Annotated in this window: 25 protein-coding genes and 1 pseudogene; 8 read left to right on the top strand and 18 right to left on the bottom strand. The window is 38.9% G+C overall.

Annotated elements, in window-relative coordinates; translation table 11 throughout:
- Positions 1–19: 19 nt before the first annotated feature.
- The 3 genes from CHB66_RS10545 to hflC all read left to right on the top strand — a co-directional run bounded on the left by CHB66_RS10545 (position 20) and on the right by hflC (position 2,792).
- The gene (locus tag CHB66_RS10545; protein ID WP_089240681.1) at positions 20–628 is read left to right on the top strand and encodes a cytochrome c oxidase subunit 3; all 609 of its coding nucleotides are present in this window, start codon (positions 20–22) and stop codon (positions 626–628) included.
- A gap of 251 nt (positions 629–879) precedes the next feature.
- On the top strand, positions 880–1,857 hold the full coding sequence (gene hflK, locus CHB66_RS10540; RefSeq protein WP_089240679.1) for an FtsH protease activity modulator HflK: 978 nt from the start codon (positions 880–882) through the stop codon (positions 1,855–1,857).
- Complete coding sequence (gene hflC / locus CHB66_RS10535; RefSeq protein WP_089240677.1) at positions 1,854–2,792, top strand: protease modulator HflC; 939 nt, start codon at positions 1,854–1,856, stop codon at positions 2,790–2,792. The genes hflK and hflC overlap by 4 nt, the downstream gene beginning before the upstream one ends.
- Before the next feature lie 250 nt (positions 2,793–3,042).
- On the opposite strand, the gene CHB66_RS10530 is transcribed toward hflC, so the two are convergent.
- The 4 genes from CHB66_RS10530 to CHB66_RS10515 form a co-directional block, all read right to left on the bottom strand.
- The gene (locus CHB66_RS10530) at positions 3,043–3,660 is read right to left on the bottom strand and encodes a hypothetical protein (RefSeq protein ID WP_089240675.1); all 618 of its coding nucleotides are present in this window, start codon (positions 3,658–3,660) and stop codon (positions 3,043–3,045) included.
- A gap of 89 nt (positions 3,661–3,749) precedes the next feature.
- Complete coding sequence (locus CHB66_RS10525; protein ID WP_170932473.1) at positions 3,750–4,589, bottom strand: HNH endonuclease; 840 nt, start codon at positions 4,587–4,589, stop codon at positions 3,750–3,752.
- A 193-nt stretch (positions 4,590–4,782) separates the two neighbouring features.
- The gene (locus CHB66_RS10520) at positions 4,783–6,846 is read right to left on the bottom strand and encodes a protein-disulfide reductase DsbD family protein (protein WP_089240671.1); all 2,064 of its coding nucleotides are present in this window, start codon (positions 6,844–6,846) and stop codon (positions 4,783–4,785) included.
- Positions 6,847–6,986: 140 nt separating this feature from the next.
- Positions 6,987–8,375, bottom strand: a complete 1,389-nt coding sequence (locus tag CHB66_RS10515; protein WP_089240852.1) for a dipeptidase — start codon at positions 8,373–8,375, stop codon at positions 6,987–6,989.
- A gap of 217 nt (positions 8,376–8,592) precedes the next feature.
- Between CHB66_RS10515 and CHB66_RS10510 the strand changes: the two genes are divergently transcribed.
- Positions 8,593–9,582, top strand: coding sequence for an NADPH:quinone oxidoreductase family protein (locus CHB66_RS10510; RefSeq protein ID WP_089240670.1), 990 nt, complete (start codon positions 8,593–8,595; stop codon positions 9,580–9,582).
- Positions 9,583–9,698: 116 nt separating this feature from the next.
- Here the strand turns inward: CHB66_RS10510 and purU are convergent, their stop codons facing one another.
- From purU to CHB66_RS10490, 4 genes are all read right to left on the bottom strand, one after another.
- Positions 9,699–10,553, bottom strand: coding sequence for a formyltetrahydrofolate deformylase (purU, locus tag CHB66_RS10505; protein WP_089240668.1), 855 nt, complete (start codon positions 10,551–10,553; stop codon positions 9,699–9,701).
- A 233-nt stretch (positions 10,554–10,786) separates the two neighbouring features.
- Positions 10,787–11,104 (bottom strand): hypothetical protein, encoded by a 318-nt coding sequence (locus CHB66_RS10500; protein WP_089240666.1) that lies wholly within the window; start codon positions 11,102–11,104, stop codon positions 10,787–10,789.
- Positions 11,105–11,169: 65 nt separating this feature from the next.
- Positions 11,170–12,570 carry a class II fumarate hydratase gene (gene fumC / locus CHB66_RS10495; protein WP_089240665.1) on the bottom strand — a complete coding sequence of 467 codons (1,401 nt, stop codon included), beginning with the start codon at positions 12,568–12,570 and terminating at the stop codon, positions 11,170–11,172.
- A gap of 160 nt (positions 12,571–12,730) precedes the next feature.
- Complete coding sequence (locus tag CHB66_RS10490) at positions 12,731–13,213, bottom strand: hypothetical protein (protein WP_089240663.1); 483 nt, start codon at positions 13,211–13,213, stop codon at positions 12,731–12,733.
- 63 nt (positions 13,214–13,276) lie between these two features.
- Between CHB66_RS10490 and CHB66_RS10485 the strand changes: the two genes are divergently transcribed.
- On the top strand, positions 13,277–13,732 hold the full coding sequence (locus tag CHB66_RS10485; RefSeq protein ID WP_089240661.1) for a DUF2867 domain-containing protein: 456 nt from the start codon (positions 13,277–13,279) through the stop codon (positions 13,730–13,732).
- A 64-nt stretch (positions 13,733–13,796) separates the two neighbouring features.
- Here CHB66_RS10485 and CHB66_RS10480 read toward each other — a convergent pair whose 3' ends face one another.
- Positions 13,797–14,177, bottom strand: a complete 381-nt coding sequence (locus CHB66_RS10480; RefSeq protein ID WP_089240659.1) for a RidA family protein — start codon at positions 14,175–14,177, stop codon at positions 13,797–13,799.
- 442 nt (positions 14,178–14,619) lie between these two features.
- Here CHB66_RS10480 and CHB66_RS10475 point away from each other — a divergent pair, with 442 nt between their 5' ends.
- Positions 14,620–15,006 (top strand): GxxExxY protein, encoded by a 387-nt coding sequence (locus CHB66_RS10475; RefSeq protein WP_089240657.1) that lies wholly within the window; start codon positions 14,620–14,622, stop codon positions 15,004–15,006.
- On the opposite strand, the gene CHB66_RS10470 is transcribed toward CHB66_RS10475, so the two are convergent.
- From CHB66_RS10470 to CHB66_RS10440, 7 genes are all read right to left on the bottom strand, one after another.
- Positions 15,007–16,152, bottom strand: a complete 1,146-nt coding sequence (locus CHB66_RS10470) for a glycosyltransferase (protein ID WP_089240655.1) — start codon at positions 16,150–16,152, stop codon at positions 15,007–15,009. It lies immediately after the preceding gene.
- 10 nt (positions 16,153–16,162) lie between these two features.
- On the bottom strand, positions 16,163–16,777 hold the full coding sequence (locus CHB66_RS10465) for a glycosyltransferase (protein WP_089240653.1): 615 nt from the start codon (positions 16,775–16,777) through the stop codon (positions 16,163–16,165).
- Positions 16,778–16,827: 50 nt separating this feature from the next.
- Positions 16,828–17,982: a glycosyltransferase gene (locus CHB66_RS10460; RefSeq protein ID WP_089240651.1), complete on the bottom strand. Its 1,155-nt coding sequence runs from the start codon at positions 17,980–17,982 to the stop codon at positions 16,828–16,830.
- Positions 17,972–19,063, bottom strand: a complete 1,092-nt coding sequence (locus tag CHB66_RS10455; RefSeq protein WP_170932472.1) for a glycosyltransferase family 4 protein — start codon at positions 19,061–19,063, stop codon at positions 17,972–17,974. The genes CHB66_RS10460 and CHB66_RS10455 overlap by 11 nt, the downstream gene beginning before the upstream one ends.
- Positions 19,056–20,447 carry an O-antigen ligase family protein gene (locus CHB66_RS10450; protein WP_089240647.1) on the bottom strand — a complete coding sequence of 464 codons (1,392 nt, stop codon included), beginning with the start codon at positions 20,445–20,447 and terminating at the stop codon, positions 19,056–19,058. The genes CHB66_RS10455 and CHB66_RS10450 overlap by 8 nt, the downstream gene beginning before the upstream one ends.
- 106 nt (positions 20,448–20,553) lie before the next feature.
- Positions 20,554–21,330 (bottom strand): 2OG-Fe(II) oxygenase, encoded by a 777-nt coding sequence (locus tag CHB66_RS10445; protein WP_089240850.1) that lies wholly within the window; start codon positions 21,328–21,330, stop codon positions 20,554–20,556.
- Complete coding sequence (locus CHB66_RS10440; RefSeq protein ID WP_089240645.1) at positions 21,323–22,255, bottom strand: glycosyltransferase family 2 protein; 933 nt, start codon at positions 22,253–22,255, stop codon at positions 21,323–21,325. Before CHB66_RS10440 ends, CHB66_RS10445 begins: the two co-directional genes overlap by 8 nt.
- Positions 22,256–22,498: 243 nt before the next feature.
- Between CHB66_RS10440 and CHB66_RS17290 the strand changes: the two genes are divergently transcribed.
- Positions 22,499–22,648 carry a hypothetical protein gene (locus CHB66_RS17290; RefSeq protein ID WP_170932471.1) on the top strand — a complete coding sequence of 50 codons (150 nt, stop codon included), beginning with the start codon at positions 22,499–22,501 and terminating at the stop codon, positions 22,646–22,648.
- Positions 22,587–22,745 (top strand): annotated as a pseudogene (locus CHB66_RS16810) (IS1595 family transposase); the annotation flags it as partial. The gene CHB66_RS17290 and the pseudogene CHB66_RS16810, both read left to right, overlap by 62 nt.
- Before the next feature lie 32 nt (positions 22,746–22,777).
- On the opposite strand, the gene CHB66_RS10430 reads toward CHB66_RS16810, so the two are convergent.
- Positions 22,778–24,091 carry an oligosaccharide flippase family protein gene (locus tag CHB66_RS10430; protein WP_089240641.1) on the bottom strand — a complete coding sequence of 438 codons (1,314 nt, stop codon included), beginning with the start codon at positions 24,089–24,091 and terminating at the stop codon, positions 22,778–22,780.
- Positions 24,092–24,108: 17 nt separating this feature from the next.
- Positions 24,109–25,170: a GumC domain-containing protein gene (locus tag CHB66_RS10425; RefSeq protein WP_089240639.1), complete on the bottom strand. Its 1,062-nt coding sequence runs from the start codon at positions 25,168–25,170 to the stop codon at positions 24,109–24,111.
- Between the last annotated feature and the right edge of the window lie 4 nt (positions 25,171–25,174).

Here is a 25,174-nt window from a genome sequence, read left to right as displayed (position 1 = left end):
ACAAAGTACAACAATACCCATGAGTCAAAAACAGCAAACCTGGTTTCAGAAAATAGAAAGTATGCACCCCTATCAGACCCTGATGTATCTGGGAATGTTTGGTAGCGGATTGATTTTTCTTTTTTTGACCGTTGCTTTTTTAGCTTCGGGTTATGGTCAGATGGATGGTTTGGGTTTTAAGATGCCCCGCTCTTTTATTTTGAGCACATTGGTGATTTTATTTTCAGGCTATACGGTATCCAAGATGCTGCTACATTTCAAAGAAGAATCTATCAAAAAGGTAAAAAACAGTCTTTTAAGTACTTTTTTCATGGGTTTGATTTTCACCGCGCTACAATTGATGGGCTGGAAAGAACTCACAGGAATGGGCGTGGATTTCAAAGGCTTACCGAGCGGTAGCTTCCTGTATGTGCTCAGTGGTATCCATATTTTTCACCTGATTGGGGCGATGGTTTTTGCTTTGATCATGGTGGTGCAATACAGCAAGCGGGAAAAAGATCAAGTACAGCATTTGATCATGTTGACCAATCCATTTGAAAAAATGCGCATAGAACTCTTTACCAAATATTGGCATTTCATGGACTTCATTTGGCTGGTTTTGTTCTTGATTTTTGTGATCTCCTTTTGAATTATATTTCATTTTGAGGAAAATTAGCCTTATTCTTAGCAAAGAGTAGCTTTTTGATATCCGAAAGTGGACAATTTTACGTATTGGAAATTTAATTATTCTCGATTGGTCGCATAATCAAATAGAGATCATGGCTAATGATGAAACAATTGTCCACGATCCATAGCCGAATGTGGCTCTAAAATACCTAGTATGAATATTATAATTTAACACCTTTTAAAATAGCAGAGATCAATAAATAATAAAATTCAATGGAAGACAAAAATTATGAAATCAATATCAATCCTGACTGGATCAAAAAGTATCTGGGCAAGATTGTAGCAGGGCTGATTGTCATTGTGGCAATTGGGTCTAGTGTCAGGACAGTGGGGCCTGAGGAAGAAGGAGTAGTGATTCAACTGGGGCAATACAATAGAACTGTGCAGCCAGGCTTAAACTTTATGCTACCCTTTGGTATAGAAAAGATGCACAAAATTCCCGTACAGAGACAGCTCAAGCAGGAGTTTGGGTTCAGAACCACGAGCGCTTCCCAAAGGTCAGATTATGCTAAGTCAGGATTTGGTGATGAAAGCATGATGCTTACTGGGGATTTGAACCTTACTGATGTGGAATGGGTGGTTCAGTATAGAATCACTGATTCTTACAAATTTCTCTTTAGGGTAAGAAATGCGGAAAAAACACTCCGTGATATGTCAGAATCTGTGATGAGAAAAGTAGTGGGAGACCGTACTGTCAATGAGGTACTGACCGTCGGAAGGCAAGAAGTAGCTTCTAGTGTGGAGGTACTACTCCAAGAAATGTGTGACGAGTATGAAAATGGTATCAGGATCGACCAAGTCGTATTACAAGATGTGAACCCGCCTGAGCCAGTCAAGCCAAGTTTCAATGCGGTAAACCAAGCCCAGCAAGAAAGGGAAACCTTGATCAATCAAGCAGAAGCAGAATATAATAGGGTCATCCCAAGAGCAAGAGGGGAAGCAGAAGAGACTATTCAACTAGCGGAAGCCTTTTCTCTCAATAGGGTCAATAGAGCCATCGGTGAAGCCGAAAGGTTCAATGCGCTCTATGATGCTTATGTCAAAGCACCTGAAGTGACCAAGCAGCGAATTTACTTAGAGACTATGGAGCGTATTTTGCCTAAAATAGGCAATAAGATCATCGTGGATGAAAAAGGAAACAATGTATTGCCACTTTTGAATATCGATAAAGTTAAAGCACCTACACAATGAAAAAGAATAGATTAGGATATATAATTATAGGAGCCATTCTGGCCGTACTGCTTTTCAATAGCTATTTTATCTTGGACGAGACGCAGCAAGCCATCGTCACGCAGTTTGGTAAGCCAGTCGGAGAACCTAGGACTACTCCTGGGATCAATTTCAAAACACCCTTTTTGCACAAAGTGCAGTTCTTCGATAAGCGCTATCTAGAATGGGATGGTGATAAGAATCAGGTGCCGACCAAGGACAAGAAGTTTATCTTTGTAGATACCTATGCCCGATGGGAAATCACCAATCCACTTCAATTTTTTATCCGACTGAGAGATGAGCGATCTGCTCAGTCCAGGTTAGATGATATATTGGATGGAGAGACTAGAAATGCCATTGCGAGCAATGATTTGCTGGATTTAGTAAGATCTACCAATAGGGATCCAGAAATCACCGAGGACTTTATGGAAGAAATCGAAATCCTCGAAGATATTTCTGTGGGAAGAGATAAGATTGAAAAGATCATTTTGGAAAAAGCCAATGAAAGAACCACTGACTTGGGTGTAAGGATTCTAGATTTCAGATTCAAGCGTATGAATTATGTGGACGAAGTAAGAGATCGCGTATATGACAGGATGATTTCTGAAAGAAACAGGATCGCGGATCAATTCCGCTCAGAAGGTCAAGGTCGCGCTAGGGTGATAGAAGGTAACAAGGAAAGAGATTTGGCACAGATTCAGTCGGAAGCTTTCAAAGAAGCGGAAGAAATCAAAGGTCGCGCAGATGCTGAAGCTACCAATATTTATGCATCCGCCTACAACAAAAACAGACAATCCATAGAGCTCTACAAGTTCTTGAGAACGATGGAGAGTTTCGAAAAATCCATGGATGAAAATACCAGCCTAGTGTTATCCACAGACTCTGAGTTTTTCAGGTATTTGAGGAGGTTGAATTGATATGTAAGCTGAAATTTGGTTCTCGTGGTATATGAAAAAAGGCACTTCTTGATTTGATTTGCTATTGATTCTATTTTATCCGCTTCGCTTGTTGGCTTAGCGGATAAGATAAGAGTGGATATTGATAAAGAGTGAGCAGGAATAGGCTTTCTTATAGTTACACTGAGAGAAGATAAAATCAATGGGTATTAACAAAGAATGCCGCAGAGTCAAATCTGCGGCATTTTTGTTTTCATAGGAAGTAAGGTGATTAGTTTCTTCCAATGCGTATCAGGTCGTATTTAGCATAGAAGAAAATTGGAGTCAAGTTGGCTTCGCTATATACTACGGTTCGACCCGTGTCTTGATTGACTTCTTCGAAGGTGGGTGTAGTCACAGGGCTAATCCATCGGAGGCCTAATGTCCAGTTATTTCTGACTATACCTGCTTCTAGTCCTATGATCAAATTATTTTTAGAAACAGACTTAGTTTCATTTGTATTCACACGCTGTACCACATGACTGAGACCTAGCCCTGTTCCTACAAAGGCATACCTTCTAGGTTCCCTGAGGGGAAACTTATACCTACCAAATGCCATGTAATTGGTCATATTGGCCAAGCCTGATTCGTAGACATCAAAGTTGGAAAGCTCAAGAATAGGCTCAGGGTCTGAGAATCGCATCTGTCCTGTAGTGAGAAAATCTAAACCAAACTCAAATCGAGGTCTAAACTCGTAAGTCAATGCAGAAGTAAAAAGTACCTTGCCAGGCCCAATGGACCCATCATGGAATGTGGTTCCAATCCCAAGTCCCGCATCTAGACGAACTTGCTGCGCAAATGATATTGAAAAAATGAATAGAAATAAGGGCAAAAGGATTCTGAATTTCATGGTCGCTCAATTTTAAATTAAAAGACAGTGTTGACTAAAAGTATCTATAATAGATTACGGGGTGGGGAGGGGAAGGTTGTTGGTGGGTTTTAAGATTTAAAAATATTGCTTCTATGCCATTCTAAATTTTCTCTAGAGGGATGGTATTTTGTAGTGTTGGGTATTATGGCTTTTTTACCTTTTAATTTTTTTATGCTGTAAGTATTTTCTGTGTTTTCCTCAAAGTGATCAGAAACCAATATTTTGTAGTCTTGATCTAGACTTACAAGCCCTCTATCAAATGCCCTATGCATATTTGGGCATAAAGCTATTCCGTTGTCTACTTTATCATTTTGAGAAATACTGAAAGGAATAATATGACAAGCATCTATTAAACTATACCCATGCATAGAAACTAATTTCATTCCTGTGAAGCTACATTGTGATTCATATATCCTAGGAATAACACGTTTGAAAATGCCATTTCTTACAAATACTTCATCCTCTTTTGTTGTGATTATCCTTTTATATGGCTCAATTGGCTCGCTTAGAATTTCACTTTCTATTTGATTAATATAGCTTGTTACACCAGTTTGGTAATTCAGGCCTTTATTTGGAAAATATTGATTGACCAACCTTGATTTTAAAAATTCCCTTTTGGTAGGGTCTTGAAGAAGTTGAAAGAGGCTTGGGTCTAAATAACCATATTCCAAAACATCAGATAATGTAAAAACACTTTTAATATGTGAGTTTATAGAGTACCCAGCCTTAGGCTTTAAATACCAAAAGTGTTTCTTCTTGTACTGATCATTTTGGAGGTAATAAAAAGGTTGAGTAAAATCAGCCTGATGTAAAGTATCTACATAATTACCCCAAACCTCTTGAAATTTAGCAACGAGAAGAGCATCGACATAAAACTCATTTTTCACCACTTCGCCTTCTTCAATCAACTGAATTAAAGTTAAAAGGAGAATAGGCTTATGTGGAGCTTGACCAAACTTCGTGGAACCCCTCTTTAACCTACTTAGACCCTTTATATAGAATTCTAATTCCTCGTGCATGTTGAAAGATAATGATTCTATTCAAAACCCTCTTCCTTACCTCAACAATATCCTAATATCTCAATATCCAAAATCATTTAAATCATCTTCTTCCAAACTCCACTTTCGCTTCTTCAAGGAAATTGACGAAGTTTTGGATATTGGTATCGTAGGCTTTGGGTCTGACGAGGAGTTCTTCATTGTGGTCTAGAATCACATAGTAGGGCTGCGCATTGTTGTTGAAGCGGGTGATTTGGAAATCGGCGTTTTGCTTGCCGATGGTTTTTTTCTCCTTGCCATCATATTCCGATACATACCACTCCGACTCTGGCAATTCAAAGCGCTCGTCGATGTATAAGGCCACCATGATAAAATCTTCATTGAGCCTCTTTAGTACCTGTGCATCAGACCATACACGGGCTTCCATCTCTCTACAATTCACACAGCCATGACCCGTGAAATCAATAAAAAGCGGTTTGCCTGTTCGCTTAGCCGCAGCTAAGGCTTGGTCATAATCGAAGTAGCCTTGGATTCCATGTGGGAAATGGAGGAATTCAGCATATTTAGGTACATCATCTAGGGTGTTGGCTTCGGACATGCTCAAGCCTCTGTTTTCCATGATATTGAAATCATGGGTAGCCATCGGAGGCAAATAGCCACTAAGCGCCTTAAGCGGAGCGCCCCATAGTCCTGGAATCAAATAGACTACAAAGATAAAAGTGCTGATTGCTAGCATCAGTCTTGGCACCCCAATGTAGTCCATGGGTGAATCGTGTTTGGTTCGAATCTTTCCCAGTAAGTAGAAGCCTAATAAGGCAAAAATTACAACCCAAATGGCAATGTAGATGTCTCTATCCAATAATCCCCAGTGATAGACTTGATCGGCTACGGAGAGGAACTTGAAGGCCAAGGCGAGTTCCAAGAAACCCAAGACCACCTTCACAGAGTTCAACCAACCGCCTGACTTAGGAAGGGAGTTGAGCCACTCTGGGAATACGGCGAAGATTGCGAAAGGAATCGCAAATGCCAAAGAGAAGGCAAACATGCCCAAGATTGGCTTCAAAAGTGCTCCACCTGCCGAACTGATCAAGATAGAACCTACGATCGGGCCGGTACAAGAAAAGGAAACTAATACCAAGGTAAAGGCCATAAAGAAAATGCCAGATAGCCCACCTTTATCCGCTTTGGCATCTATTTTATTGACAAAGCTGCTTGGGAGGGTAAGCTCAAACATGCCTAGGAATGCAAAGGCAAAGAAGATAAATACCAAGAAGAAAAAGACATTGGGCACCCAATGGGTAGAAAGCCAATTGGCAAACTCTGGCCCTTGGATAGCTGCCACTGCTGTACCAGCGATGGTATAGATTCCGATAATGGATATGCCATAAATCAACGCATTTTTGATTCCCTTGGCTCTGGATTTGGACCTGCCTGTGAAGAAGGTCACTGTCATCGGAATCATCGGGAATACACAAGGAGTCAACAAAGCCGCTAAACCTGCCAAAAACGCCAATATCATAAAGCCCCAAAGACTTTCTTGTTCCTCGTCTGCTGCAAGGTCTATGTAAGTACGCTCCTCTTGTGTCGGTGTGATTTCAGCTTCTTCAGCTACTGTACTTTCTTCAGCTACAACTGTTTCCGTTTCGCTTGCCTCTGTGGATATTGCCTCAGCTACTGATGCAGGAGTCGCTTTGGCTTTGATGCTGAAGTCTTCGTCAAAAGGCACGCATTGCCCAGTCACATCAGTACACATTTGATAGCCTAGGTAGCCATCAATGACAATATCTTCTGCGGTGATTTTGATCAACTGTTCGAAAGTCCCCGAAACTTCAAAATAAGTAACATCACCTTCCCAAACCTCGTCAAACTTCTTTTTTGGGTTGATGGCTTTGAGCCCACCTACCAAGCTAAAGCCTTTGGATTTTGCTTTATCCAGATTCAATTCGGTCAGCATAGGACCCAATTCTGGATCAAAATCATTGGAATAGATGTACCAGTCCTTTGGAATTTGAGCTTTGAAAGTAATTTTCACCTCGTCTCCTACTTTGAGGTCTTTGGTAGCCAACTCAATGCTCCATCGAGGCGGTGCAATCATCTGTGCAAATGCAGCTGTGCCAATCAGAAAAAGGAAGGATAAAATCAGTGAAGATTTGAGAAATTTTGACATGATCGTAGTTGAATGCTAAACTGAATGTAAAAAGGCAAAAGTAGGCAGGAAAGTTCAGTGAGAAATGTTCCAAAGCCAAGCAGATAAACCAAAACTCCAAGCAAAACGGGATGTTTTACTTGGAGTAGGCTTACTATAACTTATTTGCTTGCTTCATTTTTGAAGTGTTTGAAGAAGAGCGCGATGGTTTCGATGCCCATGTAGTAGTTTTTCACGCCATAATGTTCATTTGGCGAATGCAACGCATCGGTGTCTAGTCCAAAGCCTAGCAAAATAGGATCTAGCCCAAGTTCTTGCTGGAAAAGCGAACAAATTGGGATGGAGCCTCCTTCACGCGTAGGAATGGCTTTTTTGCCAAAGGCTTCTTGTATAGCTAGGTCAGCTGCTCTGTAGCCAGGCGTATCAGTAGAGACTACTGCCGCTTGACCTCCATGGTGGGGAGTAACTTTCACTTTCACTGAATCCGGCGCGATGGCTTTGAAATGTGCTTCAAAAAGCTTGGCGATCTCCTTATGATCTTGATTGGGAACCAATCGCATGGAGATTTTAGCGTAGGCTTTAGAAGGAAGGACTGTCTTGGCGCCTTCGCCAGTATAGCCTCCCCAGATGCCGTTCACATCCAAAGTAGGTCTGATGCCTACTCTTTCTATGGTTGTGTAACCTTTTTCTCCATGAACATCCTTGATGTCCAGTTCTTTTTTGTAAGCTTCTAGGTCAAATGGCGCATCGTTCAATGCTTTTCTATAGTCAGCTGAGTAGTCTTCTACTTTGTCATAAAAGCCAGGGATGGTGATGTGGTTGTTTTCGTCTTGGAGTGAAGCGATCATTTTGCAAAGGATGTTGATCGGGTTGCCTACAGCCCCACCGTATGTTCCAGAGTGAAGGTCTCTGTTCGGTCCAGTCACTTCCACCTGCATGTAGGCCAATCCTCGCAAGCCTACGGTTACGGAAGGATTTTCCAAAGAAATCATGTGTGTATCAGATACCAAGACCACATCGGCTTTGAGCTTTTCTTTGTTTTCTTTGACAAAAATATCCAAGTGCTCAGAGCCTACTTCTTCTTCCCCTTCGATCATGAATTTGATATTACAAGGCAGGTCTTTATTGGCCATCATGGCTTCGAAAGCTTTGACGTGCATATAGAACTGCCCCTTGTCATCGGCTGAGCCTCTTGCGAAGATGGCACCTTCAGGATGTCTTGCTGTCTTTTTGATCACAGGTTCAAATGGTGGGGAATCCCACAATTCATAAGGGTCAGCAGGCTGTACATCATAGTGTCCATAGACCAAGACGGTAGGCAGGCTAGCGTCAATGATTTTTTCACCATAGACGATCGGGTAGCCTGCGGTTTGACATACTTCTACCTTTTCAGCACCAGCTTTTTCTAAGCTTTCTCTGACAAATTCAGCTGCTGCGAACACATCATCTTTGAATTTGGGATCTGCACTTACGGAAGGAATTCTGAGTAAGTCTAAAAGTTCATTGAGGAATTTTTCCTGATTGTCTTGAATATACTGTTTTACTGACATACTTGGGTTTTGTTTAGGACTTTGATGCTGATCCACACTTCAGGACTTCCAAGAGTTAGGAAAAACCTTTGCGCAAGTGTATCGCACTCAAAGTGCTGATTTTCACAATTGCTCAAAATTACGGGATATATCAGGAATTGCCTATTTTAGGCAAAACTTTTATCTATGAAATTGACCCTTTGGACTTATGCTAAGTGATCATTAAACAAGAAAAAATATGAAAGCGATTATTTGTCAAGAACACGGATTACCTGATTCATTACGCTACATGGATGTACCTGAACCCGAAATCGGCGAGCATGAAGTATTGATTCAAGTGGCTGCCTCTGCGGTGAATTTTCCCGATGTGCTGATCATTCAGAACAAATATCAATTCAAACCTGAGTTGCCATTCTCCCCTGGAGGGGAAGTCTCTGGGATAGTGGAAAAGGTAGGAAGCGCAGTGAAACACCTGCAAGCAGGACAACGGGTCTTGGCGCTTTGCGGCTGGGGTGGTTTTGCAGAAAAGGTCAAAGTGGAGGCTGATCGGGTATTTCCTATTCCTCCTCAGATGGACTTTATCACAGCTGCTTCTACGCTTTACACATTTGGCACAGCTTATCATGCTTTGAAGGACAGGGCAAATTTACAGGCTGGAGAGACCCTTTTGGTATTGGGCGCTTCTGGAGGTGTGGGTTTGGCGGCAGTTGCCTTAGGGAAAGTCATGGGTGCGAAAGTGATCGCGGCCGCTTCTACTGCAGAGAAGCTTCAAGTCTGTGCTTCCCATGGAGCCAGCGAATTGATCAATTATGAAAAAGAAGACCTCAAAGAGCGCATCAAATCCTTAACAGATGGCAGAGGGGTAGATGTGGTATTGGATGTAGTGGGTGATAAGTATGCGGAGCCAGCATTGAGAGGGATGGCTTGGAAAGGAAGGTATTTGGTTGTGGGCTTTGCGGGAGGTGAAATTCCCAAGCTACCTTTCAATCTTGCCTTACTCAAAGGCTGCGCGGTGATGGGGGTATTCTGGGGAAGATTTTCCAAAGAAGAACCCAAGCAAAGTCAGCAGAATATCATGGAACTTGTCGGTCTGATTCAGTCAGGAAAAATTTCACAGCACATTTACAAAACCTACACCCTGGAAGAAGCCCCTCAGGCATTGCAGGATATGTTGGATAGGAAGGTGATTGGGAAGGGGATGATAAAAATTGATGGAAATTGGAAGTAAATTGAAATACAATAGAAATAGGGTTGAAAAAATGTAGAAATAAAAGGAAGATCATCCGCGGTAATCCGCAAGATCAGCGTCATTCCGATAGTGATCGGAACAGGTCCAGCGTTCTATTAGTAGAAGATGACGGTCTTATTGCCTATAGGATGCACTTTCCGTTCTAGATGATATTTGATAGCTTTTGATAGCACTACTTTTTCTATGTCTTGTCCCATCTGAACGAGGTCAGTTACAGTATTGTGGTGTCTTACCCTAGACACATCTTGTTCAATGATCGGACCCGCATCCAGTTCCTCAGTGACATAGTGTGCGGTCGCACCGATGATTTTTACGCCTCTTTGGTAAGCGGCGTGATATGGCTTTGCTCCCACAAATGCTGGTAAAAAAGAGTGGTGGATATTGATGATTCTATTGGGGTATTTTTTGATGAAATCTCCACTGAGTATCTGCATGTACCTGGCCAAGACAATGAAATCTACTTGATTTTCTGCTAACAAATCCAATTGCTTACCTTCAATTGCTAATTTATTGGCTTTATCCATAGGAATGTAGTGAAATGGAATCCTGAAAGCCTCCACCACTCTTTTGAGATCCCTGTGGTTGGAAATAATTATGGGGATTTCTACCTCAAACTGCCCTGAGTAGTACCTACTCAAAATATCAAAAAGGCAGTGAGAAAGCTTGGACACAAAAATTGCCATCCTCGGCTTCCTATCATTGAAATAAAGTTGAAAGTCCATGTTAAACCTTTTGCCAATTTCTTGTTCAAAGACTTTCTTGATTTCTGATTTTTTCAGCCCAAAGCTATCGAGCTCCCAGCAAGCTCGCATAAAAAACAGGCCAAGCTCTTGATCCACATGCTGGTCAACTTCCAGGATATTACCCTGATGCTTGTATAGGAAATCCGAGACTACGGCCACGATACCTTTCTGATCGGGACATTGAATGATAAGCGTTGCTTTTTGCATGATTCAATAGGTTTGAATCTAAAATTAATCGAAAGAGGTGGAAAAGCGCTACTTCACATTGTCTAAATGCTAAAGAATTAGACTATTAAAAAATTTTGTTAATCTTATCGTTTATTTATCAAAATAAAACCTTTGAGAAACGAGTGTTCCCAAAGGTTTTATAAAATTCAATTCTCCATCAAATGAATTATTGTTCACAACAATAAACCTGAACAAAGAATCATCGGATTAGCTTAAAGAAGGATGATTAGCAGAATAAGAATTATGATCAAGGCACCTGTGGAGATATAAAGTCCTCCTCCATTGTTTTTCGCCTCTTTCTTCAAATCTTTAAGCTCTGCACGGATTTCCTTTCTTTCTTCTTTGCTAAGTTCGGTGAAATCCATTGCTTTGATTTCATTGACTCTGGATTCGATTTCGTCCATTCTTACTTTGGCCTCTGCAGAGATTTCAGCGGTTTTTGCAGTAGAATTGTCCCCTGCAAACGCACCTGTTGCTATACCTCCGAAAAGTAGGATAGCGAAGCAAGCGTTGATAAAAAACTTCTTCATGTGATTATTTTTTAAAATGAAAATGAAGCTCAGCCATGAGGCTAAGCTTCCAGAGATTATTTAATTTATTTTAAACTACCGATCATGTCTTCAGGTTTCACCCATTCGTCAAACTGCTCGCTCGTCAATAATCCCAATGCGATAGCAGCTTCTCTTAGGCTAGTACCTTCTTTGTGAGCTTTCTTAGCGATAGCAGCAGCATTTTCATAACCAATATGTGGATTCAATGCCGTCACCAACATCAGGGAGTTTTCCAAATGCTGCTTGATAAATGGTGTGTTTTGTTCGATACCGATGGCACAGTTGTCATTGAAAGAAACCGCAGCATCTCCTAGCAACCTTGCAGACTGAAGGAAGTTTGCGATCATCATTGGCTTGAACACATTCAATTCAAAATGACCATTAGACCCGCCTATGGACACTGCCACATCGTTGCCCATTACTTGTGCAGCGACCATGGTGATGGCTTCTACTTGTGTAGGATTGACCTTACCCGGCATGATGGAGGAACCTGGTTCATTTTCTGGGATCAAGATCTCACCGATACCAGATCTTGGACCTGAGGAAAGCATTCTGATGTCATTGGCGATTTTCATCAAGCTTACAGCCAACTGCTTCAAAGCTCCATGGGCCTCCACGATGGCATCATGTGCTGCCAATGCTTCAAATTTGTTTGGAGCGGTAACCAAAGGTTGTCCTGAGAATTCTGCGATTTTCTTGGCTACGAGTTCTGCATAGCCTTTTGGTGTGTTCAGACCAGTACCTACTGCTGTACCACCTAGTGCCAATTCAGAAAGATGCGGAAGTGTATTTTTCAATGCCCTCAAACCATGATTCAGCTGTGCGACATATCCAGAGAATTCCTGTCCTAAAGTAAGCGGAGTAGCATCCATGAAGTGTGTTCTACCAATTTTGACCACATTCATAAAGGCTTCAGACTTTGCCTGCAGGGTGTCTCTTAATTTTTCGATGCCCGGAATGGTGGTTTCTACGACCATTTTGTAAGCAGCGATGTGCATGGCAGTAGGAAAAGTATCATTGGATGATTGCGACTTGTTCACATCATCATTTGGATGGATTTTTTTCTTTTCGTCTTCCAAAGATCCTCCAAGCAATACGTGTGCTCTGTAAGCAATCACCTCGTTGGAGTTCATATTGGACTGCGTACCAGAACCAGTTTGCCAGATCACAAGCGGAAATTGGTCATCATGCTGACCAGTTAGGATTTCATCACAGACTTTAGCAATGATATCAGCTTTATCCTGAGCCAATACACCAAGTTCGGCATTGGTCAAGGCTGCTGATTTTTTCAGGATGGCAAAAGCTCTGATGATTTCGATTGGCATGCGGTTTCGCTCTCCGCCAATCTTAAAATTGTTGATAGATCTTTGAGTTTGTGCTCCCCAGTACTTGTCAGAAGGGACTTCCACAGGCCCCATGGTGTCTTTTTCTATCCTGATGCTCATATGTATTTCTTTTTTTTAGTTTTAAATACGGATTATGCATTAGGGTTCATAATAGAAATACTAATGCATATTTCGGGTTAAATTTCAGTTCGCTAAATTACTACCTGATGCTTATAATCCATAGCCATTGATGGATTTCCTCTTTTTAGTTTGCTGAATGCTATAGTTGATTTTTGTCGAGGAGTTGATGGAAGATATCTTGAGAAATTTTGATTTTCCTTTTGAAATGTAGCCATGCAAAGAGGTAATTAAAGATTCCAAAACTAAGACTTAGTATAGCATAAACGGTCTTTTGCTGAACTAATCCAAAGAAAAGCGTCAAGCCCAAGGTTACCAAAGACCAAAAACCCAAGAAGAAAGTTGAACTAGGAAACAGCCGGTAAGTTAGAAAAAGGATGCAGCCCATAGGGGTATCCTCTATCTTCCCTTTGATCAGGGGTAGGAAGCTGTCTGCTTTTTGTATCAACAAGGAAATGTGGAACTGATCTTTTTCAATCTTGCCGTTAAATTGAAACTCCTGATCCTGCTTTAGGTCATAATCTAGGTAATTGACCTGCTTGGTCACTTCCTGCAAATTGGCAAGAACAACTTCTTTGCTCAAAGAAGAAACCAATACTTCACTTTGGGATGGGAAAAAGGGCATAGCTACATAACTTCAACGAGACAAAGTTAGTTATTTGATAGACTAGATTTTAATTTTAGAACTGTGGAAAAGTTGGGACAACATAAAAATACCTTTGTGGAATTATGGGAAGCGGATGTTTCAAAAAGAGAAGCGGATATTTGGCAGCGGGTTTGGCAGATTGGAGGAGATCAAGGCTGGTACTTCGGAACCAAGCTTTGGAAGCTGAGAGGAATTGTGGATAAGCTGCTCGGTGGAGTTGGTTATAGAAAAGGCAGGCCAAGTGGAGATTTACAAAAAGGGGATCAACTAGACTTTTGGAGAGTGGTAAATGTGGATAAGTCTAAACAGTATTTGAAACTTGGAGCAGAGATGAAACTGCCCGGCAAAGTGTGGATAACTTATGAAATCAAAGCTAATCGATTCTTTCAAAAAATAGAGTTTATGCCTAATGGCACATTTGGGAGGCTATATTGGCTTCTTGTGAAGCCTTTACACTATTTTATCTTTACGCGAATGTTTAGAGCGATTGTAAAATAAGTTATTTACAAAACTTTAAAGTAAGAGGAAAGATATAAGCTTGCTTTCCCCTTTAACCTTTCCCCTATTTCACTGCAATGCAAGAAATTTCCACATTGACATCTTTGGGAAGTCTACTGACTTCTACAGTTTCTCTAGCAGGCGGATTAGACTTGAAGTATTGGCCATAGGCATCGTTGATGGTGGCGAATTGCCCCATATCTTTGATGAAGATCGTACACTTGACTACGTTAACAAAGCCATAACCTGCTTGTCTGAGAACAGCTTCTAAGTTTTTCATGACAGCATGTGTTTCTTCGGTGATGTTTTCATTGATCAATTCTCCCGAATCAGCATCAAGTGCTATTTGACCAGAGACATAAAGTGTATTGCCAGCCTTTACTGCTTGACTATAGGGACCAATTGGCGCTGGTGCTTCAGCTGAATAGATGATTTCTTTTTCCATTTATTAGATTAGTTTATTGTTTGATATTGCTCGCAGATTACGCGGATTTCGCAGATTTATTTTACCACGGATAGACACAGATGAACACTAGATAAAATTCAAATCCAAACCTATTATGCTTTCTGCATCTTGTCAAGCTTTCTTAGAGGCAAAATCTAAGATCTACAATCTAAAATTAAAGGCTCGCAGATTTCGCGGATTTATTTTACCACGGATGGACACTATTTTTATTTTGTTTGACTTAAGGATGTTTTTTAGAGATCGTTAATTGATTACTCTTTTGATTTCTAATCTTGGTTTAATAAACGAAGAACCTAATTGTTGCTCGCAGATTTCGCGGATTTCTCAGATTTAATTAAATTTATTTTGAGCTGTTTAGATTGAAGGCTTTCTATAATTTTTTTAAATTTAGATAAAATTGAGTTTTTAGATTTAACTTTTTATGGATATCAACGAGAAAAGCTACAATATAAGAAGAGCATGTTTTAATGTTCATAATATATTAGGACCTGGACTGTTAGAAAGTGTTTATGAAAGTGCATTAATCTATGAATTAGAGTTACAAGGATTTTCAACTGAAAAACAGGTTGCTTTACCTGTGGTTTATAGAGATGTTAATCTTGGGTTAGGGTTTCGGATTGATATCTTAGTAGATAATGAAATTATTATTGAGTTGAAATCTGTAGAAATGCTTAATTCAGTGCATAAGAAGCAGGTTTTAACGTACCTCAAAATAGCCAAAAAGGAATTAGGTTTTCTTGTAAATTTCAATGCTAAATCATTAGACAAAGAAAATTTGATCAGAATTATCAATTCTAAATCTGTGTAATCAGTGTAATCTGTGAGCTTCCTTTTTAGATAAATGCTGAAATACTTCTAGGTATTGATCGGTGACGTGGTCCCAGTTGTATTTTTGGGTGAGGCCGGTGCGGGCGGTGTCTCGGAGTGACTGCATGGCTTCAGGTTGGGATTCTGCCTTGTGGATAAGTTCTGATACTGCTTTTGGGTTCTTTTTGAAATACCAACCATGCTTCCCATTTTGAAGCATTTCTTGATTGAAAGCCGTGTCCAAAGCCAAGATTGCGCAACCATAACCAAGAGCCTTGAGCATGGCAGGGTTAGTACCTCCATACTCATGCCCATGAAAATACGCGTAGCAGTTATGATAAAGTGCTTTAAGCTCCTCGGGGTCTGTCACATACCCAGTGAAGAGTAAGCGATTGTCTTGAATGGCTTTTAAGTTATCCACATAGTCATCCTGAAAAGGTACATCGCCCACGATTACAAGTCTTCGTTTGGAATTGGACTTTACAAAACCTGAGATGATGATATCGGCATTATTATCAGGAACTAGTCTGCCTACAATCAAAAAATAGCCTTCCTTTTCTAATCCCCTGTTTTGAATTTTTCGAGCATCTGAACTCAATGATGGGTTGGCTCCATAGGCAATTACTTTAGAGTTAGCATTGAAGAGCTCCTTATAGATGCGCTGCATTTCGTCAGAGTCGTTGATGATCTGATCGTAAAACTTGGTAGCCATCTTGGAGGCCCAGAAGAAGTATTTAGAACCAATGCCCTTCCATTTTGGCCGAAGCCATTCTAGCCCATCTACATTGATGGCTGTGGGTTTTCTGAAGATTTTGGAGATGATCCCAAAAGGGCCGTTACCTGAGTTTACCACAAAAATCACATCCACATCTGAAAAACAAGCATGCATCATCGAGACGAAGGAATGCGTCAATTGAGTCAGGCTTTTCTTTTCTATGGCAGGGGTATAGATTAGTTTGATTCCATTGACGTAGGGTGGTTTATCTTTGAAAAGTGCGCGGTGGCAATAGACCGTTACTTGCACACCTTTTTTTTGAAGTCGCTCACCTAGCTCTTTGACCATGGTATCATAGCCACCATAGACATAAGGATAACCTTTTGCTCCCAAGATTGCTACTTTTAAAATTTGGTCTTTTTTGATATTCATGGTTGTTGATTTACAAGCTGAAATGCTCGATAATTCGTTTTTGCCCATTTGACCCCAGCTTGGAAGACAGTGCTTTATTTTCAATCAATGTGGAAAACTTTTCTATGGCTTGGTTAAGGTCATTTTCTTGTATCAATAAGCCTGTTACCTGATCAATGATAACCTGCTCAGCTAATTGAGATTGAAAGGAAATGACTGGCAAGGCTGTTGCCATGGCTTTGAGAATGATACTTGGAAATGTACCTTCAGTCTTATAAGGGGATACAAAGATATCAGAGGCTTTGAGGATGTCTGGCAGCTCTTTTCCAAACTTGAGGTAAGATACCTTTCCATTGAGGCTCGGTTGGTCAAGTTTTTCAAGAAAGTCTTCTTCAAAATTTGGATCCACTTCATTCGTAGTGATCAAAAAATAAAGTTGATCGTATTTCTGAGATAGTTTTTGAATTAGCTCCAAGAAGAAAAAGTGGCCATATCCAGCTTTCGTGGGTGCTGACATATTGATGATAAACTTATCCACAGGTAGTTGCAGATAATACCGAGCATCTACCTCTGGCTCAATAAAAGGTTTGTGATCGATGGCTTGAATTTCACTTTGAGTTAAACCTGATTTTCTTTTTTGCTTCATGAAAAATAATTGTTTAAGAGGTAAAGATAAAAGGCTTTTTTAAAATTACATTATTGGTTTATTACCTCTAGAACAGCTTTCCCAAAATTCTCAAGGTAAGCGTCAATTGAGAAATACTGTTTTAGCCTTTCCTGTCCCTTGAGACCCATTTGACTACGCAATTCTGGATTGTCTATCAGCTCTTGGATTTTTTCTGCAGCTACTTTTGCATCATCATGCGGAATCAAAAAACCTGTCTCTCCATTGACGACCATTTCTGTGGATCCGCCTAAGGCTGTAGCTATGACTGGTTTGGCAGCAGCCATGGCTTCCAAGATTGTTGTAGGGAGTGAATCATGCTGAATGGATGGCAAAACAAATATATCTGAGCCTCCCATGATATTGTATACATCAGAGCGGAAACCCAGGTCTTTTATATTGTGCACAAGGTTATTGCTTACAATATATTCTTGTAGTTCTTCCAGAAGATATTCGTAGCCAGGAAAAGTATCACCTGCAAGTATAAAATGTAGGTTCTTGTTCTTCAATAACAGTAGCTTGGCAATTTCTAAGAAATACTTTTGACCTTTTAGCAAGTTGACTCTCGCCACCATAGAGATCAAGATTTTATCTTGCGATATACCTAGTTCGTGCTTAAGATCATAAGCATTATCCACAAATTTGCTATATTCAATGCCATTGTAGATTACTTGAGTTTTTTCAGCTTGAATTTTGGGAAGGTAATTATCTCGGGAAGCATTCGACACAAAGAAATTGGTGTGCCCAGTCTTGTTGAGCAAGTAGGTGATGAAGTTCTTGAAGAAAGCAGGACCTGTAATAGTCTCCCTGACATGCCAAATATGTTTGACTCCAGCTAGTTTAGCAGCGAAGGCACCAGAAAATATCACAGTAGTATTGGTCAGCACCAACTGGAAACTTTCTTTTTCAATTATCCTTCGGATTTTCAGAGAGGCTCTTAGGATGTAGTATTTTCTATTCAGCAAGCCTAAGAGGTTGAAGTACTTTCTTCTGATCACTCCTAGCCTGAGTATACGAACCTCTATTCCCAATGCTTCTACTTTTTGACTTAGTGGACCAGTTTCAGAAAGTAGTAGCATGGGTTCCAGACCCACATGACGCAGTGCCATCAAGGAGCGAACCACACTGTTGCTGGCACCATAAAGGTCCGAACTGGAATGGAGCACAAGAACCTTATTATTTTTCATTGAGCGTTTGCTTTATTTCTTTCCAAGAATTGCTCCAATTGTACCAAGAAAGGAGTTTCTCCTGTTTTTCTTTCATTGTGGATAACTCTGATTCGCCCATACTGAAAAGCGCCTCTATTTGATATGCCATTTCTTGAATATTGTATGGATCAAACAATAGACCACCTTCTCCTACTACCTCTGGTAAGGATGAAATATTAGAAGCAGCTAAAGGTAGCCCATGTTGAAATGCTTCTAAAACTGGAATCCCAAAGCCTTCATAAGTCGAGGGGAAAACATAAGCTTTGGCATGTTGATAATAATGGGCTAGCATTTCATCTTTCAAATAACCCGTCAAATGAACACGTTTTTCCAAGCCAAGCTCTTTGATTGTTGCTTGAATTTCAGGATAGCTGTCATTGAAAATTTTCGAAGGCCTACCTCCTCCCAAAATCAGATGAATAGAGCTGTCATCAAGTAAAGCAAAAGCACGAATAAGGCGAGGCAGATTTTTTCTCTTGTCCAATACGCCAATGTGGAGGAGATATTCATTTTTGATAGGTCTTTGAGTAGCGTTATTCACAGAATTTTGAATTGCTTTGGCTCCTATTGGAATGACCTTGATCTTGGAATCTGCTATGCCCAAGACATCTATCAGTTTAGACTTGGAGAATTGTGATACTGTCAATACACGGTGTGCCTTTTTTTCTCCCCCCCTTGCAAGAGCAGAGAAGTACCACCTCCAGATGGTGTTATAATTTTGAGGTATTTCCCAAATATTGCAACCGTGGAAAACGGGGAGGGTTTTGACCTTGCCGAGGAAAAGAAATGGTGCTACATAATCTGGGCAGATCAGATAATCCACTTTTGCCTGCTGTGCTTTTCTTGGTAAGGTCCAAAGTTTCCAAATGATAAATTGAAAATGTGCGAGGGCCTTACTCCATAGTGAACTGGGTGCTTTGGCATTTTTAGGACTCAATAATACCAATTCTACTGTTGGGTCTTGCTGAATTTCTTTGATCAGTTCTTCTGAAAAAGTTTTTGTGCCCGTTTGCGCAAAAAATAAGTCTCTGGAGTCAAAACCCACTCTAATCTTACCCATGGCTGATGATTTCTTTAAGCTTTTGCCTGTGGATAGCATTGACGGTGTACCCTACCATCCACCAAGTAATGAGCGAAACAAATAAAAATTTCTCTGCATTGGAAGTAAAGAGGGGAAATATTGCTGCAAACTTGACGGTGGTTGCAATAAATGCAATCCTCGCTTCACCAGTATTTTTCAAATGGCCAAAAGCTTTGTAGCAGTAGACAATTGACCCTAATAGCATGAGGATATACAAGATCATCCCTATCCAACCTATTTGTACACCAAAGACAAGGAATTGATTCTCTCCACCTACTCGGAGTTCTTCATCGACTGCACCAATGTTCCCACTTGTAGCTAGTCCTATTCCCATTGGATTGCTTATCATAGATTCTATGGCTGCGAGCCATTCTACAAGATGTCCCAAAGAAGAGGAGTCTTGTAAAGTGATCGTATCTATAAGAAAGTACCTGAACTCGTCTGAGCTAAAGAAAAGAATATATACTAAGACAGTAAAGCCTAAGCCAATAATTGCAAAGACGATTTTGTACAGTTTAAATAAGAAGGCGATATATACCAACATGACAAGCAATGCAGCGATTGATGATCTTGAATAAGAAAGTACCAATGTTGCAGCAGTAGCTCCTATCATGAATAGGTAAGGTGTAGCTTTTCCTCTTTTGGTGGTCAAATACATAATCAAAGCTGTTGCAAACATCATAATTGATGAAATAGCCAACTCAAGTGGATCCGAGAAGAATGAAGCAAACCTTTTGGCGTAAGTTGGAGTCTCAAAAGTCCATGTCAAACCATGGTTACCTTTAGGACTTATATTATTGATTTCATCATTGAATACTGCATATCCAGTAAACTGCTGAAAGTGGGTATCAATACTGAATTCAATGATATTCAAGGTCAATGCTAAACCAGCGATTAGTAGAATGACGTGCAATAACTTCTTTAGCTCTCGATCACCAAAATGGCTGTTTCGTCCAAAGAAATAGAAGAGGCCCATCAAGGCTACATTTTTGAAATAGAGCAACTTGCTGTACACCGTAGCTTCACCAATCGGTAAAATTAAAAAGCAAATGACTAATAAGTAGAAAAGAATAAAGCTATAGTCTAAACCATTCAATCTAAGAGGGTAATTGGATAGGTTCTTCTGGTATACAAAGAAACCTATAAAAGCAACTAGCATGACTATTTCCTTGATATATTGAAATATAGAAAGGATCAAGATGGATTTCGTAGTACTATATACTGTACTGATAATTGTAATATAAAAAGGGAAGAATATGACTGTAAAAAAAATAACATACTCCCATTTGCCTCTAAAAACGATGTTTTTGAAGGTAATAAAACACAAAATAAATACCGCTACGGAGAAAATTATAAATAGCATATAGCTTGAGCTAATTTTCCATCATGAAGATCACCAATACAACCATGATACAGAATGGTGAATAGAAGAGCCTTCATTGATTAAATAATCGAAATAAAAAGCTTAACTATTTTGTAATATAATGATCCTTATATTGCTGACTATCCGATCTTTTCTTGATAAGTTCATCAATCTCGGGATTGTTTTTCTGATCTTCAGTAGGTGCGTAAAGCGCACGTTGTCTGTCAACATAAGTTGCGGGAGGCACACAAAGATAATATATAGCCAGTGATTTTCTGATTTTTTGACCATCAGAAGTGACCTGGCGACTGAGTCCATGCCAAGACTGTAAACTAGTATCGAAAATCACCGCTCTATTAAATTTGATTTCTACTTCTTTAATAAGTTTGTCTGGCCTGTTTGTTTCTTCATTGTTGCTCCACAGACCGAAATGGCCTCCATATTCAGGTTTCCAATCCTCCGATAAATAGATAATCAGATTGATTCTTCTTTGTAACCCTAGTTTGGGATGTATATTATAATCCAAATGGGGGTTAAGCTTGCCACCATCTGGATGCATGTGCCATCCACCTCCATGAAGGCCAAAATCAGGGAATAATTTTATCCCTAGAATTTCTCCCAGCTGATTGACAAAATCATTTGAACAAAGAAATTCAAAAAAACTGTAAGTGTTTGAAGGAAACTTATTCCAATCATTCAAAGCAGATTTTTTTTCTAACGGATTAGAATAATTGAAAAGACTGTTGTCATTGATATCGGGGAATTCATTCGATAATTTTTGAGCTAGTTCAAGATCCAAAAAATCATCTATAACCAAATGCGGAAATGGTTTAGCTGCTTTGTAAACCTCAATTCCATTTCTAATAATTTCAGTATTAATCATGGTAAGTTTTAAATAATCCATCTTTAAAGCCTTTCCAGACCATCTTTAGCTTTATAGGCCTCCAAAGAACTAAAAAATATAAGGAATAAGCAAGCAACTTGATAACTTGTGTTAGGACGGCGACGGGTTTAAATATAGTCGGAGTATGGTGGTTGATAAAAATCATTTGATTTCTTTGCGTCAAATAATGGACCTTAGGGTTTAGATACCCTTCTTTCCCTTTGGTTTTGGATTTTGAAGAGCCACCTACTGAATGATAGATTACCGCGCTCGGTTCAAACCAAAGTTTGTATCCAAGATTCCGTATTCTCATTGACAAATCCACATCTTCAAATGATCCGAAAAAGTAAAACTCTTTCAGCAAGCCTGTTTTTTTGATCACCTCAGACTTGATCAAAAATGCACAACCCGTTATCCAGTCAGTTTCCGAAGCCTTTATAAACCTAGAGTCTTTGACGTTTTTATATTTGGTCTGCGAAATACCCAATGGACGAATGTAATTTCCACCAGCATTCCAAACAATATGTCTATTTGGAGTATTGAAATAAATCAATGGTTGGGCTGCGCCATATTCTGGCTTATCGACAATAGAATCAATCAATTTTGTGATAAAATCAGGCTCTACTTCCGTATCATTGTTCAGCTCCATTACATATTCAAAACCCTGATCCAAGGCATATTTCAGACCTAAATTATTTCCACCTGTGAACCCTCTGTTGGAATCTGAAAAGATAAAGTAAGCAAAATCCTTAAATTCATCCTCTAACTTTCTCCCTGATCCATCTTGTGAGTCGTTATCCACTACTATGGATTGAAAATTTGGGTAATCACATTTTTTAAGGGAATTGAGACATTTTTGGGTATCATTGAAATTATTCCAATTGATGATTATGATCGCTACAGATGGTTGGGTAATTGCTGCCATTTTGTTGAAGTATTTGTGTATTGGTTGGAAGAATTTTTATGATTTGATATAATATAAACAAATTGTTACGTCTATTTTACCTTGGATGCAACATTGTGGATACTTTTTATTATGAATATCCGTCTACATACAAGTAGGCAAATTTTATACTTTGACAATACGTGTCAATAACTTTCAGGGCTGTATTTTAAGTGTTTAATTGGCTTCAAATAAAGAAAAAAGCCATGACTATCCTACAATTCAATGAAAGATATCCAGATGAGGCAAGTTGCATGCATTTCTTTAAGGAACAAAGAGAAAGAGAAGGCATTATTTGCAAGAAATGTAAGTCCAGAGAACACTACTGGCTTACCATATGGTTTCAGAAAAGATGCTTCAAAACTATCTCAATGAATTCTGTTACAAACTAAACCGAAGATACTTTGGTGAAAAACTATTTGACAGATTAGTTATTGCAAGCATTTGCCCCTACTTGTATACAAGCGGATAATCATACTTTTTATTACGTAATATTTAATTTTATCAGGATTTACTCCCTATGTTTTTATTTAAATAAATCCGGTAAAAAATCTCTTCTGATCTGGTAAACAATATTAATGAAAACAAAAAGAAATAAATTACTTCTGTAGCTAAAAGAGCTATACAAATTCCAATAGCTCCATAATTTGAAGCCAAAAAAACTCCAAGAGAAAGCATACAAATACAAGCAATTGATGAGATTTTAAAAAAAAGTTCCTGTTCATTTTTTATTAAAAGAATTAAAACATTTAACAAGTTTAGACTGGCTAAAAATGGAATAAAAGATAGAATTTTCAAATAATATATAGATTCTGGTATATCATTTTTTGAAAGTATTTTTATGATGATTGGTGCTAAAGAGTAAATGAAGATAGAAATTATTAGGGATATTGATAATCCTAAGAAGTATGCCTTTCTCGCAAATTTAAAAAACGCATCCAAATTATTGTGAAATAATTTTACGGCATTGGGGTAAATGGATTGTGTTAGAATAGCTGGAAAAAGTCTGATGACCATAGTTATTTTTTCTGCAAGACTGTAATTGCCTAGAGTTTCAGGTGTAGAATAAAAGCTTAGGATTATCAATCCACCATTTATTGAAATATAAGAGGTTAAGTTTGATAGGAAAAAGTTAATATTTGATTTAAGAGAATCATATATCTCTTTAATTTGAGGAAATATTAATGCTATTTTCATTTTAAATTTGACATAAAAAATAACAAGAACATTAATAGTTAAACCGCTTGCCCCAAGCAAAAAATTTACAAACTTTGAATGATTAGGCTGCTCTATAAACAAAACAATACCTAATAAATATAAAAGTTTACTAAATACATTTGCCACTGATATTAACTTCATCTTTTCTAATCCTTGAAAAAACCACAAACTAAGTGTCGCTTCAGAGTAAAGAATTAGTAACGAAAAAACTAATATCGACTGATACTCCTGAAAAATGTTAAAAATGAATATTCCCATTGACAAAAGAACAGCTACAACAGTAGCCAATAGGAGCTTACTAACCGTTATTCTTGATAATAGAATTGATAGTTCTTTTTTGCTTTTTTGATTAATAGCTGTTTCTCTTGGACCACTTAAGTTAAAACCAAAACTTACAAAAATATTTGAAATTACTATTATAGATAAAGATAAATTAACTAAACCAAATTGATCAACACCTATAGAGGTTATTAAAATAGGCATTGAAACTAAATTGATTAAAATATTAGAGACTTGAATAGAACTAAGAAATATAAAGTTCTGAAATGACTTATTTTTTAAAGAATTTAATAGAGATAAACGCAAGATTTTTTGAAGCATATTTCAAATTAAACAATTCATTTTGACAGTAATTTGCCATATGATTTTTGGAAATAAAGAATCGCAAGACAAAGTATAAATGTTATAATAGAACCATACAATAAACCCCATATTAATTTTATCTCATATCGATTCAAGGGATACCTTGGGCTATCGATGATCTGAATCAGAGGAGAATTGTTGCGCTGATTGACTTTGGCTACTTCTAGGTTTTTGACGATCTCGGAATAGATCGCAGAATTTGCCTGAACATCGATTTGCTTCTTTCTAATATCTATATTTCCCGACTGTAAGAGCGGGTTTGGATTGGGTGTTTTGTCAGAAAGGAATGCGAGTTCCTCCAAGCTTCTATCGAGAATCTTCCGCACAGAATCAGCTTGAGATTGTAGGATTTGAAGGTTTTCAGAAGTCTTTTTGGTTTTAGTTTCGAAGTAGAAATTATTGACATTCTCTACCAGCCTTTCATTGAATTCCTTGGCAAAAGCCTCGTCTTTTCCGGAAATGTCTACTTTGATAATCGATAATTTCCGATCTGGCTTGGCTACGGAAAGGTGTTGTTCACGAATGATCTTGGACAGCTCTCGCATCACTGAATCTTGTGTCACGGTGAATTTCTCCCTTGGTATGGTAAAATCTAAGCTATTGAGATCTACCGTTTTTTTCCATTTTTGATCCAATTCATTGAATGCAATATACCTATGAATCAATAACTCCTCTCCTTGAAAAGGGCTCAAGAGGGTTTTGCTAAGCATATTATTGGATCGATACAGTTCTATGATATTGTCTCCTTGAAATAGGCCGCTTGAACCACCAAGTGAGCCGATGTTTACACCAACCAAAGTTGCCAAACCTGACATTTGTCCCAATCCACCTCCATCAGATTCCTCCAATACAAATGAGCTCTCTGCTACGTAGACTGGTTTTTTGACAATAGATACCAAGGCACCTAATCCAGCCCCAAGAGCTACCCAAATAAAGATGGTCTTCCACTTCGAACGGAAATACTTGATCCACTCACGTAGTCTCAAAACAACTTCTCTCAAAGTGATCTTATCGTCCAATATATGCTTTTCTGACATGGCA

Source organism: Belliella buryatensis, assembly GCF_900188245.1.
Taxonomy (GTDB): Bacteria; Bacteroidota; Bacteroidia; order Cytophagales; family Cyclobacteriaceae; genus Belliella; species Belliella buryatensis.
This window is presented reverse-complemented; position numbering and strand designations above follow the sequence as displayed.